At 34.6% G+C, this 16,557-nt stretch carries 14 protein-coding genes and 1 riboswitch; of the genes, 11 read left to right on the plus strand and 3 right to left on the minus strand.

Annotation, left to right across the window (positions count from 1 at the left end):
* Positions 1-83: 83 nt before the first annotated feature.
* The 9 genes from ACFFHT_RS10690 to ACFFHT_RS10730 all read left to right on the plus strand — a co-directional run bounded on the left by ACFFHT_RS10690 (position 84) and on the right by ACFFHT_RS10730 (position 11,376).
* Positions 84-2,552 carry a class I adenylate cyclase gene (locus ACFFHT_RS10690; protein WP_382376079.1) on the plus strand — a complete coding sequence of 823 codons (2,469 nt, stop codon included), beginning with the start codon at positions 84-86 and terminating at the stop codon, positions 2,550-2,552.
* Positions 2,553-2,697: 145 nt separating this feature from the next.
* Positions 2,698-3,327, plus strand: coding sequence for a response regulator (locus tag ACFFHT_RS10695; protein ID WP_382376081.1), 630 nt, complete (start codon positions 2,698-2,700; stop codon positions 3,325-3,327).
* Positions 3,328-3,463: 136 nt separating this feature from the next.
* Positions 3,464-4,546 carry a hypothetical protein gene (locus ACFFHT_RS10700; protein WP_382376083.1) on the plus strand — a complete coding sequence of 361 codons (1,083 nt, stop codon included), beginning with the start codon at positions 3,464-3,466 and terminating at the stop codon, positions 4,544-4,546.
* Positions 4,547-4,548: 2 nt separating this feature from the next.
* Positions 4,549-4,920, plus strand: coding sequence for a DUF488 domain-containing protein (locus ACFFHT_RS10705; protein ID WP_382376084.1), 372 nt, complete (start codon positions 4,549-4,551; stop codon positions 4,918-4,920).
* A 163-nt stretch (positions 4,921-5,083) separates the two neighbouring features.
* A complete protein-coding gene (locus ACFFHT_RS10710; protein WP_382376086.1) occupies positions 5,084-5,755 on the plus strand; it encodes an OmpW family outer membrane protein in 672 nt (223 codons plus the stop codon).
* Positions 5,756-5,902: 147 nt separating this feature from the next.
* Positions 5,903-6,544 (plus strand): dethiobiotin synthase, encoded by a 642-nt coding sequence (gene bioD, locus ACFFHT_RS10715; RefSeq protein ID WP_382376144.1) that lies wholly within the window; start codon positions 5,903-5,905, stop codon positions 6,542-6,544.
* Positions 6,545-6,604: 60 nt separating this feature from the next.
* Positions 6,605-6,773, plus strand: a riboswitch (Lysine riboswitch).
* 91 nt (positions 6,774-6,864) lie between these two features.
* Positions 6,865-8,217, plus strand: a complete 1,353-nt coding sequence (lysC, locus tag ACFFHT_RS10720) for a lysine-sensitive aspartokinase 3 (RefSeq protein ID WP_382376088.1) — start codon at positions 6,865-6,867, stop codon at positions 8,215-8,217.
* Positions 8,218-8,464: 247 nt separating this feature from the next.
* Positions 8,465-9,448 carry a sialic acid TRAP transporter substrate-binding protein SiaP gene (locus tag ACFFHT_RS10725; protein ID WP_382368072.1) on the plus strand — a complete coding sequence of 328 codons (984 nt, stop codon included), beginning with the start codon at positions 8,465-8,467 and terminating at the stop codon, positions 9,446-9,448.
* 77 nt (positions 9,449-9,525) lie between these two features.
* Entirely contained in the window at positions 9,526-11,376 is a 1,851-nt protein-coding gene (locus tag ACFFHT_RS10730; protein ID WP_382376090.1) for a TRAP transporter large permease, read from the plus strand.
* 551 nt (positions 11,377-11,927) lie between these two features.
* Here the strand turns inward: ACFFHT_RS10730 and ACFFHT_RS10735 are convergent.
* Positions 11,928-13,220: an ammonium transporter gene (locus ACFFHT_RS10735; protein WP_382376092.1), complete on the minus strand. Its 1,293-nt coding sequence runs from the start codon at positions 13,218-13,220 to the stop codon at positions 11,928-11,930.
* Between the two features lie 45 nt (positions 13,221-13,265).
* On the minus strand, positions 13,266-13,604 hold the full coding sequence (locus ACFFHT_RS10740) for a P-II family nitrogen regulator (protein ID WP_382376094.1): 339 nt from the start codon (positions 13,602-13,604) through the stop codon (positions 13,266-13,268).
* Positions 13,605-13,940: 336 nt separating this feature from the next.
* On the opposite strand from ACFFHT_RS10740, the gene ACFFHT_RS10745 reads away from it, so the two are divergent.
* Together ACFFHT_RS10745 and ACFFHT_RS10750 are read left to right on the plus strand one after the other, a co-directional pair.
* Positions 13,941-14,741 (plus strand): MOSC domain-containing protein, encoded by an 801-nt coding sequence (locus tag ACFFHT_RS10745; protein WP_382376095.1) that lies wholly within the window; start codon positions 13,941-13,943, stop codon positions 14,739-14,741.
* Between the two features lie 67 nt (positions 14,742-14,808).
* Positions 14,809-15,981 (plus strand): MFS transporter, encoded by a 1,173-nt coding sequence (locus tag ACFFHT_RS10750; RefSeq protein ID WP_382376097.1) that lies wholly within the window; start codon positions 14,809-14,811, stop codon positions 15,979-15,981.
* 71 nt (positions 15,982-16,052) lie between these two features.
* Here the strand turns inward: ACFFHT_RS10750 and ACFFHT_RS10755 are convergent, their stop codons facing one another.
* Positions 16,053-16,484, minus strand: a complete 432-nt coding sequence (locus ACFFHT_RS10755) for a YbjN domain-containing protein (RefSeq protein WP_382376146.1) — start codon at positions 16,482-16,484, stop codon at positions 16,053-16,055.
* Positions 16,485-16,557 lie beyond the last annotated feature (73 nt).

Raw genomic sequence — 16,557 nt, forward strand, 5'->3', positions numbered from 1 at the left:
TTACCAAGTAAAACTTAAGTGTTAAAGTTTCACGCCGTCAATGAGATTAAAGTATTTATCATTACAGAGATCGTGCGTAACTAATGAACAATCTAGAAGTTGCCAAGAAAAAGGTTGAACAATTAGATAGTATTCGTTTAGAACGTGCTTTAGCGGGTGCGCCAAACGAATTCCAATATGTTCTCAACTTAGTTTGTGTCTTATTGCACCACAATATTCCTGAATTACCAGGCTATGTTGAAGGGGCACCTTTTGGTATTGTTAATTTTCATTACAATCTGTACCAAAAAAATTATCTATCTTCGACACTTTCCAATACCACCTTATTTTCATTAGAACACCAACCTCATCCTACTGCCAGTTTATGTGGTATTTATGCGATGGGAAGTTTAGGATCAATTACCCAAACATCTCGTTCTGATTTAGATTTATGGGTTTGTGCTTCACGAACTTTAACACAACCACAACTCGACAAATTACAACAAAAATTTAATCTTATTTGCCAATGGGCACATAATGTTGGTGTTGAATTAAACTTATTTTTAGTTGATCAAGACCGTTTCCGTTCTGGTCAATCTGTAGATTCATTATCCAGTGATAACTGTGGTTCCAGCCAGTATATGTTGTTATTGGATGAATTCTACCGTTCTGCTATTCGTTTAGCTGGCAGACCATTACTCTGGTTACATTTAGCTGTGGAAGATGAAACACAGTATGACGATACTGTAAAAAAACTTGTGAATGAAGGTAAACTCGACCCTAATGAATGGGTTGATTTTGGAGGATTAGGCGGTTTATCAGCAAATGAGTATTTCGGGGCAACGCTATGGAATTTATATAAAGGCATTGATTCCCCATACAAAGCTGTTATCAAAATCCTCCTATTAGAATGTTATTCATGGGAATTTCCAAATACTCAACTGATTTCACATCAATTCAAATTAGATTTATTACAAGATCGTACTGTACGACATCATTTTGATCCGTATATGGCGATGTTAGATAAAGTAACGGACTATTTAATAAAAATAAATGATCCTGACCGTTTAGATAATGTTCGCCGTTGTTTCTATATCAAAGCCTGTGAAGATATTGATAATGCAGAATTAACAGGAAATTGGCGACTTAGCTTATTGATGAAACTTGCTCGTCAATGGAAATGGGATGCAAATACAATCCAAGAATTAAATGAGAAAAAACATTGGAAAATTAAACAAATTCGACGTAGTTACAATAGTTTAGTCAATCTATTAATGTGTAGTTATCGTCAACTAATGGATTTCGCACGTAAGTACAATATTTCTGGTGGCGGTATCATTCCTGAAGATATTAGTATTCTGACTCGCAAACTCTATGCAGCATTTGAAGAGTTACCAGGAAAAGTCACCTTGTTTAATCCTGCAATTGCTACCAATATTGCTGAAAAGGAATTAACTTTTGTTGAAGCAACGGGGAATTCTGTCATGGCTAAGGGTTGGTATTTATTGAATCAAGCACCAAAAATATCATCTTTATCTAAATATCGCCATGTAGAGTACAACCCAAATTTAAATAAATTAGTCTGTTGGGCTTATTTTAATGGCATTCTTACTGCAGAAACTAACTTACATATTGTTAGTAATTCTGTTTCGTTAGAAACACTGCAACAATTTGTACAAGATCTGCGAAATACCTTCCCAACTGAAGTATCCCCTGCAACAAATAGTGATCTTTATCAACCATGTGAGATTCGTAATTTGGCGATTATTGTTAATTTAGTCCAAGATCCTACTAAAGACGAATCATTAATCGATCACCATTTCCGTTTACAACCAAAGCATCTATTTAATAACTTAACAGCTAAACAAACAAAACTCATTGGAAGTATTGATTTTACTTATCGTAATTTATGGAATGAAGTAAGGACATTACACTTTGAGGGACCTAGTGCCATCTTTAGAGCATTAAAGGTTTTATCAAATAAAATTTATCGTAGCTCTATCCCTCTTGAATCTGTCAGTGTATTTTGTTACAGCCATCGCTATCGTAATATTATTCGTCGTTTTACCAGTGAATTAATCGATCGCTGCATTAACATCCAAACGAGTAATTTAATTAATAGCAATCAACTTAATACGCTTTATGTCGCCAGTGAAGTTTGGAATAATTTTTTCAATCGAGATAAATTAAAAATCACTGAAGAGCTTCTTTCAGAAAGTGGGTTAAATACAATTTCAACCAACGATGAATTAAAATATCCACAAGCAATTGAATACTATTCTAATGAAGGTTTCTTACAATTTTTCTTTGAAGATAACCCAGATAAAACATTTAATATTTATATTCTAGATGAGAGTAATCAGCTAGAGGCTTATTACCACTGTGAAGGCGTGAAAAGCCAAAAAATTGAGGAAATTAATCAAATTTATCGTGCGGCAACTAATGGCGATAATCATACGCCATTCCAAGTATCAAAAAATAATTTTAACTATCCTCAATTTTATCAAATTAACCATATACAAGGAAAAACAACAGTTACACCTTATCATTCAGCACACATTATTAATAGTTAGATCTAGATAAGTTACTGATTTTTAATCTATATCAAATTTTTTCTAGCTTCTTAACAAATTTCTTTAGTAAAAGAACATGTTTTTTCTATTGCATATGGTAGTATGTGCGAGATTTTTTAAATATTCCTCAGATGGGGCAAACATAATGAACAAAACAACAATTTTAGTGATTGATGATCACCCTCTTATTCGTAGAGGTATTACTCAACTTTTAGAATTAGATGATTCATTCGACGTATTGGCTGAAGCGAGTAACGGTACTGAAGGGCTAGCTTTAGCTAAAAAGCTTTCCCCTGATATGATTATTCTTGATTTGAATATGAAAGGAATGTCAGGGCTAGATGTATTAAAAGCGTTACGCCTTGATGATATTGATGCCAAAATTGCAGTACTGACTGTTTCTGATTCACGTTCTGATATTTTTGCTTTAATTGAGGCTGGGGCAGATGGTTATTTACTAAAAGATACTGAACCAGATACTTTATTAGTGCAGTTGAAAAAAATTGCAGACGGACAAGTGGTTCTTAGTGATGCCGTAAAACAACGCTTATTAGAACAACACTCAACTAATGATCCATTACAACTTTTAACCGATAGAGAGATGAATGTGCTTAAGCTCATCGCAACAGGACTTTCTAACAAGCAAATTGCTACTCAATTATTTATTTCTGAAGAAACAGTTAAGGTACATATCCGTAATTTACTGCGTAAGTTAAATGTACATTCTCGTGTTGCAGCAACAGTCCTTTACTTAGAAAATCGTGGTTTAGATTAATATATCAACTAACTGGAAAACATAGGCATCTTGCAGTAAAAATAAGCAAACTAAAGATGCCTACATTAAGAAAAAATAATTTATTGTTATAATAGCTCGCCATCATTCTAAGCATTTAATAACTGGGTAAAAATAGATGAAGTTTTTCTCTTTTTGTTTAAGTTTATTACTATTGTTATATACACCATTTTCTTTTGCTGATTGGCAACAAGTAGGCAAAGCGGAATATAACTGGGGACCATTCCATATTTATACCGTATCACTTTTTACTGAAAATGGGACTTATAGTAGTGAACAGCGTCCTCTAATGTTACGCATTAAATTCGCTAAACCTGTTGAAGGGAAAAACTTTGCTGTTTCTATGGTAAAAGAGATGGCACTTGAACAAATGAAGCCCGAAGATGTTGATAAACTTAGAAAACGTCTAATTAAAAATTTTCCAGATTTCAAACCTGATGATGTATTAAATTATATTGCATTAGATAAAGATGGTTATTTTGTGCTTAATGACACTATTTTAGCTGAACATTTTGATCGTACATTTAACCATCAATTTATCTCGATTTGGTTAGATTCTGAAAGCAGCTTTAAACAACTGCAACCTCGTTTATTAGGGGAAGAAAAAGATGACCAAACAAAAACTGAGCTAGCTCAAAAATCTGCTACATTAAATAAAGTAGATCCAACTGCACCTACTGCACTGGATACAGCTGCAAATGAAGTCACTGCTCAAGACAATCAACATCTTATTGTTAAACGTGACTTAACTAAACTAGCGACAACTTTACCAACCACTCAGACAGAAAATAATACTACTGATAAACAACCATCTTCAGAACAAAATACTACTGTAAATACAACAGAGAAAAATAATGTAGAAAATCATACATCTCAACCAGTTTCTACTGAAGCTACAGATAAGGTTCAAACTATGGATACACCAACAACTAAACCAGAAAGTGATACCACAACAGTTTCTACACAATCAGAAGAAAATAAACCAAATACTGCAAAATCAGACTCAACAAAAACTGAAGTATCCACTGCACCAACTAATCAACCGTTATCGCAAGATAATGATAAACAGGGTAAGGAAAATACAGACAAAAAAGAAAATGATAAATCAGAAACTGAAACCAAACCCGATCCAGAACAACCTATTGAACCTGCAATAGAAGTTGATCCAATTATGCCTTATCAAAAACAATATTATTGCTAAGTATGTATCAACTGCAGATTAAACGTATCTACCAACCCATCGAAGCAAACGATGGGTTGCGTATTTTGGTCGATCGGTTATGGCCACGGGGAATAAAAAAACAGCAAGCACAAATTTCTCTTTGGGCTAAAACCATTGCTCCCTCTCCAGAATTACGCAAATGGTTTAATCATCAACCAGAAAACTTTTCACTCTTTGCAGAACAATATCAACAACAATTAGCTATAAATCCTAAAGCTAGTGAATTTGTTCTTTTTTGCCAGCAACAGCTATATCAACACAATATTACCTTGCTTTATGCTGCTAAAGATCCAACTTGTAATCACGCAATTATTTTACAGCAATGGTTATTAAATCAAATTCATACTAATTAAATTTTCTCCTGATTATTTGCTATATCAATTTTGTATAATCACAAAAAGTTCCCATTACTTTCCTTTTTCTTGATATTTATCAATCTTTTTATTACTCAAAAGAGGTATCTTGAGTACGTCATATGATAAACATTAAACAGATTACTCATTCAAGGAGAATTATATGAAAAAATTAGCACTAGCAATTGCAACTTCAACCGCATTATTAGCTGCTTCAACTGCAGCAATGGCCCACCAAGCTGGCGATATTTTTGTTCGTGGCGGTCCAATTTTAGTCGTACCAAATACTGATACTCATAATTACAATGGTGGTGGGTATGATTTTGATGTAAATAGTAATGCTCAACTTGGTTTAACTGGTACCTACATGGTTACTGATAATATCGGGGTAGAGTTATTAGCTGCAACTCCGTTTAGTCATGAAATCAGTTTATCAGTACCTGCTCTTGGAGCACATTTAGGTCCTGTAGCAAAAACTAAACATCTACCACCAAGTCTTTATGTTCAATACTATTTCTTAAATGCCGATTCACCTGCTCGTCCTTATGTTGGTGCAGGTCTTAACTACACTACATTCTTTAATGAAAAATTTAATGATACTATTCATTCAACTTTAGGAGTTACACCATCAGATCTTAAATTAAAAGATTCTTGGGGTCCTGCATTTAATGCTGGTATTGATATTAAATTAACTGATAAATTATTCTTAAATACCGCTGTTTGGTGGGCAAAAATCAAAACCAAAGCAACCTTTAAGCTTGGTGATGCTCCACAAGAAGCTCGCGTAACATTAGACCCAACAGTATTCTTTGTTGGTTTAGGTTATAAATTCTAATTGAATTTTCTTTCTACTCTATTTAATTTTGCTAAAGCCATAGTTTTTTGCTATGGCTTTCTTTTTGCCTAAAAATTGATAATTGATTCTCTCAATAATCCGAGTATAGTGAGCCTCGTTTTAAGTTTCACTATATCAGGAGTTATGATGGGTAAAATTCTTTTTGTTAGCGGTATCGATACAGAAGTCGGGAAAACCGTTGCTACTGGTGTCTATGCTAAAAAATTAATGGAACAAGGTTTTTCTGTTATTACACAAAAAATGATCCAAACTGGATGTGAAAAACTATCTGACGATATTCTTGTACATCGTAAAATCCAACAAATTCCGCTTACACAAGACGATCTGGATGGTATTACTTGTCCTTATCTATTTCGTTATCCTTGCTCACCACATCTTGCAGCAAAATTAGAAAATCGCCAAATTGATGATCAAGTTATTACTGAAAAAAACCAACAACTCGCTGCACGTTATGATTTTGTTTTACTTGAAGGTGCTGGTGGTTTAGCTGTGCCTTATACATCTCAAACAACAACATTAGATTTTATTGCTAAACATCGCTATCCATTGATTCTTGTCACCTCAGGTAAACTTGGTAGCATTAATCATACTTTATTAAGTTTAATGGCATGCAAAGCACATAATATTACGGTGCATAGTGTCATTTATAATCGTTTTCCAGAGAAAGATCCGTTAATTGAACAAGATACTCAACACTATTTACAACATTATTTACAACAACATTTTCCAACAACGGCATTTGTTTTATTAGAAAAGTTTAATTTTTAAAATTTCATTTGACATTCTTAACATTAAACGGTATTTCTATATACGTTTTGTAGCGTAAGCTACAGCAGGAGAGGCGCGGAACTCAGGTCGTTATTTTTAGGTCTGGAACCAGTGAGAAATAATCAGGGGAGTTTCGCCGAGATAAATAATTTTCCAGAGAGTTATTTATCGGCTATTAGGGCTGAATCCCTAAGGCTGTCATCGGAAACGATGAAGAGCTTCTGAATGAACCACAAGTACATTCCACTTCTCTTCCCGTTTTCCTTATTCTTCTGTAATACAAGCATTTATTCACAACATTATTATTTAAGGAAAATTTTATGTCTCATCTATCTGTTGCAAAATTTGGGGGAACTAGCGTAGCTAATTACGCTGCAATGCAATCTTGTGCCAAAATCGTCATGGCAGATCCAAATACCCGTGTTGTTATTTTGTCAGCTTCTGCTGGTATCACTAATTTATTGGTTGCATTAGCAAATGGTTGTGAAAAAGCAGAAAGAGAATCTCTCCTCAATCAAGTTAGACAAATCCAATACCATATTTTAGATGAATTAAAAAACTCAACGATTTTACGTGAAGAAATTGATCGTCTATTAGACAACGTTGAATCACTTTCTGATGCTGCTTCACTTGCAACTTCACCTGCATTAATTGATGAAATTATTAGCCATGGTGAAATGATGTCCACCTTAATCTTCGTTGAAGTATTGCGTGAATTAGGTGCCAGTGCAACTTGGGTTGATGTACGCACATTAGTTGCTACTAATGATCACTATGGTAAAGCAGCACCTAATGATGAATTAACCCAACAAAATTGTGATCGAGTATTAAAACCATTAATTGATCGTGGTGATTTAGTTATTACTCAAGGTTTTATTGGTCGTGCACCAAATGGTAAAACCACCACTTTAGGTCGTGGGGGTAGTGACTACTCCGCAGCATTAATTGCCGAAGTATTAAATGCTGATGATGTATTAATTTGGACGGATGTAGCTGGTATTTACACCACTGATCCACGTATTGCACCAGCTGCACAAAAAATTGACACAATGAGTTTTGCAGAAGCTGCTGAAATGGCAACTTTTGGTGCAAAAGTATTACACCCAGCAACATTATTACCAGCCGTTCGCAGCAATATTCCTGTTTATGTTGGTTCAAGTAAAGCCCCTGAACAAGGTGGAACTTGGGTAACACGTGATCCGCAACCTCGACCACTCTTCCGTGCTATTGCTTTACGTCGAGATCAAACATTATTAACACTTTCTAGTTTGAGTATGTTACATGCTCAAGGCTTTTTAGCGAATGTCTTCAATATTTTGGCGAAATATAAAATCTCTGTTGATACTATTACCACTTCTGAAGTCAGTGTAGCGTTAACATTAGATAAAACAGGTTCCGCTTCTTCTGGTGCAGAATTACTGTCTAATGAGCTATTGGCAGAATTAAGTGAAACCGCTTCTGTGAAAGTCGATACTGGTCTTGCCCTTGTTGCCTTAATTGGTAACGATTTACACGTTGCCGCAGGTGTAGCAAAACGCCTATTTGGAACAATCGAAGAATTCAATGTACGTATGATTAGCTATGGTGCAAGCACCAATAATATTTGTTTATTAGTGAAGAGTGAACATGCTGATGAAGTAGTGCGTAAACTTCATCAGGAACTCTTTGAATAATATGATAATTAACCTCAATTAAGACTATTGCCCTTGTCTTCACAAGGGCTTTTTTATTTTTATATGGTGATTAAAATTTAATCTCGCTTCATAAATTTTGTGATTGATCTCTCAATAATGAAATAAAACTTCATTTATATTTAAAAAATGATGTATAGTAATCATCAGTAAAAAGTGCTTGCTTTATACAATCATATGTATGACTTGCTACTTTTCCCAACAATCTAACTCTTATAGGAGAAACGCAATGAAATTCAAAAAGTTACTACTTGCTACACTATGCATGGGCATCTCTGCAGCAGCATTTTCCGCAGAATTTGATTTGAAAATGGGTTTAGTAGCTGGCCCAACTTCAAATGAATATAAAGCAGCAGAATTCTTTGCTAAAGAAGTAAAAGCAAATTCTAATGGCAAAATCGAAATTTCTCTTTATCCAAGTGCACAACTTGGTGATGACCGTTCAATGATCAAACAACTTGGTGATGGTGCCTTAGACTTCACTTTCGGTGAATCTGCACGTTTCCAATTATTCTATCCTTCTGCTGAAGTGTTCGCTTTACCTTATATGATTCCAAACTTCAAAGTTGCTAAAGAAGCATTATTTGATACTAAATTCGGTCAATCACTAATTCAAAAAGTAAACAAAGATTTAGGTATCACAATTTTAGCCGATGCTTATAACGGAACTCGTCAAACAACATCTAACCGTCCAATTAATAGCATCAATGATATGAAGGGCTTGAAATTACGTGTGCCAAATGCAGCAACTAACTTAGCTTATGCAAAATATTCTGGTGCATCTCCAACACCAATGGCATTCTCTGAAGTTTATCTTGCATTACAAACTAACTCTGTAGATGGACAAGAAAATCCATTACCAACTATTCAATCACAAAAATTTGAAGAAGTGCAAAAATACTTAGCTTTAACCAATCATATCCTGAATGACCAATTATATCTAGTTAGTAATGCAACACTTGAAGAACTTCCACCAGATCTACAAAAAGTGGTAAAAGATGCAGCAGTTAAAGCCGCTGATTACCATACAAAACTCTTCGAAGAGGGGGAGAATAATCTTATTGCTTACTTTAAACAAAAAGGTATGACAGTAACTCAACCTGAACTTGCTCCATTCAAAGAAGCAATGAAACCATACTACGATGAATACATCAAGAAAAATGGTAAAGAAGGTGAAGAAGCTATTGCTGAAATCAATGCTTTAACTAAATAATCTTTCCCTGCCTTAGCATTTAGCTAAAAATGCTAGGGCTTTTTTTTAACCTTAGTAAAAGATGTTATGAGGTTACCATGAAATATTTTAATAAACTTGAAGAATGGCTAGGTGGTATTCTATTTTTGATCATTTTTGTCATTCTCATTGCACAAATAATTGCAAGACAAGCCTTTGATTCCCCGTTAATTTGGAGTGAAGAGTTAGCCCGTTTACTATTCGTTTATGTTGGTATGTTGGGAATTTCAATGGCAATTCGCTCACAACAACATGTATTCATTGATTTTCTTACCAATATGATGTCAGATAAAATGAAAAAAGTGATGATATCTATCACGCAAACTCTCACTTTTATCTGTATAATTCTTTTTATTCATTTTGGTATCAAACTTTATGATGGTGCATCATTTGAGCTTGTTTCATTAGGAATTTCTGAAAAATGGTTATATGCTTCTTTACCAGTATTATCTGTCCTAATGTTAATTCGCTTTTTACAAGCCCAAGTTGAAAACTATAAAAGTAATCTTAGCTATATTCCTGCAATTGTTTTTTTAATTTTGGCAGTCGCATTAATTGGTTTAATTCTATTTGCACCTGATGTTTTCAAAGTACTACGTATCACTAACTATGTAAAATTTGGTAGTTCATCTGTTTATATTGTTCTTCTAGTCTGGTTAGTGATTATGTTTATTGGTATGCCAGTAGGTTGGTCACTATTCATTGCAACCATTCTTTATTTCGCAATGACTCGCTGGAATGTCGTAAATTCTGCTTCGGCAAAATTAGTCGATAGCTTAAATAGCTTCTCATTACTCAGTGTTCCATTCTTTATTCTTACTGGTATTTTGATGAATACCGGTGGTATTACGACTAGAATTTTCGAATTTGCTAAAGCATTACTTGGTCATTATCGTGGTGGTATGGGGCATGTAAATATTGGTGCAAGTTTAATTTTCTCTGGAATGTCTGGTTCTGCACTGGCTGATGCTGGTGGCTTAGGTCAACTAGAAATTAAAGCAATGCGTGATGCTGGTTATGATGATGATATTTGTGGTGGAATTACCGCGGCTTCTTGTATTATTGGTCCACTAGTTCCACCAAGTATCGCCATGATCATTTATGGTGTTATTTCTAACCAGTCTATTGCAAAACTTTTTGTTGCTGGCTTTGTTCCTGGCGTACTTGTTACGGTTGCATTAATGATTATGAATTATTTCGTATCAAAAAAACGTAACTATCCTCGTACTCCAAAAGCCTCAATGGAAGTCCTTTGTCGTAAATTTAAAGGTGCACTTTGGGCATTACTCACACCAATTCTAATTATTGCTGGTATCTTCTCTGGTCTATTTACACCAACAGAAGCAGCAGTTGTTGCAGCACTTTATTCAATTATTATTGGTAAATTTGTTTATAAAGAACTTACTCTTCAAACTCTTTTTAAAGGCTGCGTTGAAGCGGTTGCCATTACTGGTGTAACAGTATTAATGGTAATAACAGTAACATTCTTCGGTGATATGATCGCACGTGAACAAGTTGCAATGAAAATTGCTGAACTCTTCATTACTTTTGCAGATTCACAATTAATGGTATTGGTAATGATCAATCTACTTCTCCTCTTCTTAGGAATGTTTATTGATGCATTAGCACTCCAATTCTTGGTGTTACCAATGTTAATTCCAATCGCAATCCATTTTAATATTGATCTTATTTTCTTCGGAGTAATGACTACATTAAATATGATGATTGGTATTTTAACTCCACCAATGGGTATGGCACTCTTTGTAGTAGCCCGTGTAGGTAATATGAGTGTAAGTACAGTAACAAAAGGGGTATTACCATTCCTTATCCCAATCTTTGCTACTTTAGTATTGATTACCATATTCCCAGAAATTATTACATTTATTCCTAACCTTTTATTACCAGGTTAATAAAAATACTATAAAATACAAAAGCCTATCTCTCGAAAAGATAGGCTTTTTTATTACCTATTCTGCGGTAAACCTCATTTGCTGTTGTAGTCATAACTCCCCCTTTTTCTAAGCTGCCTATGCGACAGTAAACACTTGCACTTGTTGGGAGTGGCGTATCATAAGTTTCTAAGCTGCCTATGCGGCAGTAAACCATGTATTTTTCTCATTTTGTGTTGCCCCTTCGGTTTCTAAGCTGCCTATGCGGCAGTAAACCTAGAATGGAAACTCACTTTATCACAGATAAAACAAAGATTGTAAGGAAAAAATACAATGATACCCTTTTTTTAGAACAAAATAAAAAAAACAATAAAAATCAAAATGTTATGATTAACTAAAAAATAAGGGTTCGGGAAAATTAAAAAAATAGATAAACATTAAAGATGAATGATTTACTAGTAAAAATATAAAAAGCTGCACCTTAATCAGTTGAATATTCAACTTTTAGGGTGCAGAAATATTATTGATAACAACTACTATGCTTAATAAAAAATCATTATATTTACTTTATATTATTCTAAACGTTCGCCATGAGAAACTAAGTCTAAACCTTGACGTTCTTCATCAGCTGATACACGAATATCTGTGAATTTGCTCATTATCCAGAGAATTAAGCAAGAAACTACACTGCTATAAATTAAAGTGATTACCACACTTTCCACTTGTGCAAAGACACTTGCATCTCCACCAGTAATATCAGTTGAAACAAATACACCTGTTAACACTGCACCAGCAATTCCACCAATACCATGAATACCAAACGCATCAAGAGAATCATCATAGCCTAATTTATTTTTTACTTTAGTCACTGCAACATAACAGATTGCACTGGTAATCAAACCGATCCAGACTGCACTTTGTGCAGAAACAAATCCTGCTGCTGGAGTAATTCCAACTAATCCTGCAATCGCACCAGATGCTAAACCTAATGCAGAAGGTTTATGTTTATTGATCACTTCACATACCATCCAAGTTAATGCAGCAACGGCGGCGGCAATTTGTGTTGTTGCTAATGCCATTCCAGCACGACTATCTGCAGCAAGTGCTGAACCTGCGTTGAAACCAAACCAACCAATCCATAACATCGCACAACCAATTAATGTTAACGTTAAGTTATATGGAGGCATTGCATCTTTACCATAACCAATACGTTTACCAATAAAGATTGCTGCACAAAGTCCCGCTACCCCAGCATTGATATGGATTACCGTACCACCTGCATAATCCAATACACCATCTTCAGCTAACCAGCCACCAATACTCCACACCCAATGTGCAGTTGGAACATATACTAATAGTGTCCAAATTCCGACAAAAACTAAAACAGCTCCAAATTTAATTCTTTCTGCAAATGCACCTGTAATAATTGCACCTGCAATAATTGCAAAGGCCATTTGGAATACCATGAATGCGGATTCAGGGATAGAACCAGCTCCTGGATAAACGGTTAACTTGCCTTGTTCTGTAAAGACATTTAAACCATTTAAGAACAAGCGTTCTAATCCTCCGATAAACGCATTATTTGGTGTAAAGGCTAAACTGTATCCACAAACTATCCAAATTACAGCGACTAAACAACAGACAGCAAAACTTTGTACCATTGTTGCCAATATATTTTTCTTACGCACCATCCCCGCATAAAATAAGGCCAATCCTGGAATAGCCATAAATAGAACTAAAATTGCTGCTAGCATTACCCATGCTGTATCCCCTGCACTAATCACTGAAGTTGGTTGTACCCAATCTGCTAGATCAGCTTGTGCCGTCATTGGCAACAAAGCCATTAACCAATGGTATCGTTTCATTTTTTAATTCCTCTAAGTTTGTTGTGTTTGTTTTATTAATATAAATTAAAGAGCATCATCACCTGTTTCACGGGTACGAATTCGAATGACTTGTTCAAGAGGTAATACGAAAATTTTTCCATCTCCTACTCGTCCTGTTTGTGAGGCTTCAATAATCGTTTCTACTACACTCTCAACCACATCATCGCTCACTGCAATATCAATCTGAATTTTTGGTAAAAAATCGACTGAATATTCACTACCACGATAAATTTCAGTATGTCCTTTTTGTCGTCCAAAGCCTTTAACCTCTGTAACGGTAATCCCATGAATACCAATATCCGTTAATGCTTCACGTACCTCATCTAAACGAAAAGGTTGAATAATTGCACTAATCAGTTTCATAAAACCCCCTATGAATGTTTTTCAATAAAATTAGATATTTTCTACCCTTTTAACCAAAAAATGATATTTATTCTAAATAAATAACCTTATAAATGATAAAAACCCATTAAAATGATCTTTTATTTAGTTCTTGTCTAAAGAATAAAATCCACAATTAAATATTGTCAAACATTTTTTTAAATTTTTTATTAAATTTTTTCTTTTTTTGGGAATTTTATTAGATTTTTTCTAAAGAAGAGCGGCTAAAAGAGATGTTTAACTAGAAAAAAGATTTTCATTACAAGTTGGATACGTTACAGTAATACAGTATTACACCTACATTAGGATCTAACTAATATGAACACATTACAAAAAATTGCATTTTATCCAATAAAATCCACTCAACCTTGCTTCACACAACAAAGCTATGTCCAACCACATGGATTAAGTTTCGATCGAGAATTTATGTTGACTGATCCAAATGGAACCTTTATCACGGCACGAAAACATGGAGGGTTATATCAATTCTCTGCGTACCCTATCGCACACGGCATTATCGTTATCCATCGTGATGGCAGTAAAGTTATTGTGCGTTATCAAGATTTTGTCCAACAACAAGAGTGTGAGGTATGGGGAACTCACTTTCCATCATTTATCGCTCCAATTGAAATTAATCAATGGTTTAGTGAAAAGTTACAAACTGACGTTGTATTACGTTGGTTAGGCGAAAAAGATCAACGAGTTATTAAGAATTTTCCTGAATATAGTGTTTCTTTTGCTGATGGATATCCATTGTTATTAGTCAGTGAAAGTTCCTTTACTGCTGTACAGCAAGCCTGTCCTATACCACTTAGTATTGATCAATTTCGAGGTAACTTAGTTGTGAGTGGTGAAGATGCGTTTATGGAAGAAACTTGGCAAAAAATTAAGATAGGCGAAGTAGAATTTTTACACACTAAACTTTGTGAGCGGTGTATTCTCACAACACGCAACTTAGAAACTGGTGAGTTAGACCCAAAATGTGAACCATTTCGTACCTTGAAAAAAATCCATACCAACGAAAAAGGGGAGCCTCTTTTTGGGATCAATTTGATTCCATTAAATAGTGGTATGGTACGGGTTGGTGATGTCGTTGAAATATTACAACACCGAACATAAAAGATTGTAAAAACATTGTTAAGAGCATAAGATAGGGTTATTCCTATCTTAACCCAATGTAATATCCATGATTACTCTGCGCTCTAGAGAGTTTTATTTAGCAAGTTTTGCTCTTGCTTTCTCGTCTTTTTTAGTTTTTTGTAATCTCTACTCTGCACAACCGATCTTGGCAGATTTTGCCAAAAAATATCAAGTTTCGATCACCATCGCAAATTGGATTTTTGCTGGTGCCTCATTAGGGTTAAGTTTGAGTCTTATTCCGTGGGCATTATTTGCAGATCGTTTTGGACGCCGTTTAATGATGCAAATTAGTCTTGGAATAACTGCCATTATTGGCATTATTTTATATTTTGCAGATTCCGTCAGCTCTTGGATCTTTTTGCGTGTAGCACAAGGTATTGCATTAGGTGGCTTACCTGCCGTTGCTATTGCTTATATTAGCGAAGAATTTGAGCCTCGTTCTATTGCTTCTGTTGTTGGTTCTTATATTGCGGCAAATTCATTAGGTGGAATTTCAGGGCGACTACTAGGTGGTTTTTTAGCTGATCATTTCGGGCTTAACACACCAATGCTTTTTTGTGGCATTCTAGCTGTAATTGGCGTATTTCTGATTATTTATTGCTTACCAAAAGAACAACACTTTCAACTGCAAACCTTGCAATTTAATAATCTGCGGAAAAATTTATGCGGTCATATCCGCAATCCAAAATTATGGCGAACTTATTTTATTGGCGGACTTGGCTTCGGTGTCTTTATTAATCTCTATTCTGTAGTGAGTTTACGTTTAATTAATGCACCTTATCATTTTTCCACAACTCAAGTTTCGTTACTTTTTTTATGCTATCTAAGTGGTACGTTTGCAGCCAGCCTAACGGGTAAATTAACCCAACGTTTTTCTGCGTTACGCGGTATGTTTTTAGGTTGGTGTGTATTATTACTTGGTGTTTTATGCCTAACCGTATCATCCTTACCTTTAATCATTCTGGCATTATTAATTTGCAGTATTGGTTTTTTCACTACACACGCCTTAGCAAGTGGTTGGGTAGGCAAACAAGCACAACAGGCTAGAGCATTAGCTTCAGCGTTATATCTTTCATTCTATTATTTTGGTTCAAGTATGGTAGGCTTCTATCTCATTTTCTTATGGCGACATTTTTCATGGGGAAGCGTAATTATTGGTTCTATCGTATTGCTTAGCTTTATCCCTGTTTGTATTTGGGGAATGAGAAGAAAATCATAAGAAGATAAAAAATTACCCTGTAAAACTTACGCTTTACAGGGTCTATTTAAAACAATCAACAAACTAGAGTATTAGTTCCAAATTGATTTCATAACAGTTTTGTAAGATTCATTTAAGTGATTAATTAATACTTCAAACATCGCATAAACTAAATCACCATTAATTTTCTCACCTTCGGTTAATAAACAAGTATCTAATACGATAGCGTTGTCATTATCTAGATAATATTTGAATGATTTATATTGTTTATTGAAATCATTTAATAAAGCACGTACTTTTTCTACAGCTTCTTCTGATTCAACTTTTGGTGCAACTAATACACGAATCATCGCATAAATAGAATCATCTAAAATAACGATAGTAGGTAATTGGTTTCCCCCAATATCAAGATGTGAACGGAATACAACAGTATTCAATGCATCATCAGCAATCTCTTCAATCGCAAAAGCTTCCACTTTTGCATTATCTAAATAAGCTTTAAAACTTTCAGCTTTTTTATTCATCACAAATTCTCCTTCTGTGTGATTGTGATTGTGGTGGACACCCTATCCACCACTTGTATTTAGAAAAATTTCA

This window comes from Gallibacterium melopsittaci, from assembly GCF_042433085.1.
Classification (GTDB): domain Bacteria; phylum Pseudomonadota; class Gammaproteobacteria; order Enterobacterales; family Pasteurellaceae; genus Gallibacterium; species Gallibacterium melopsittaci.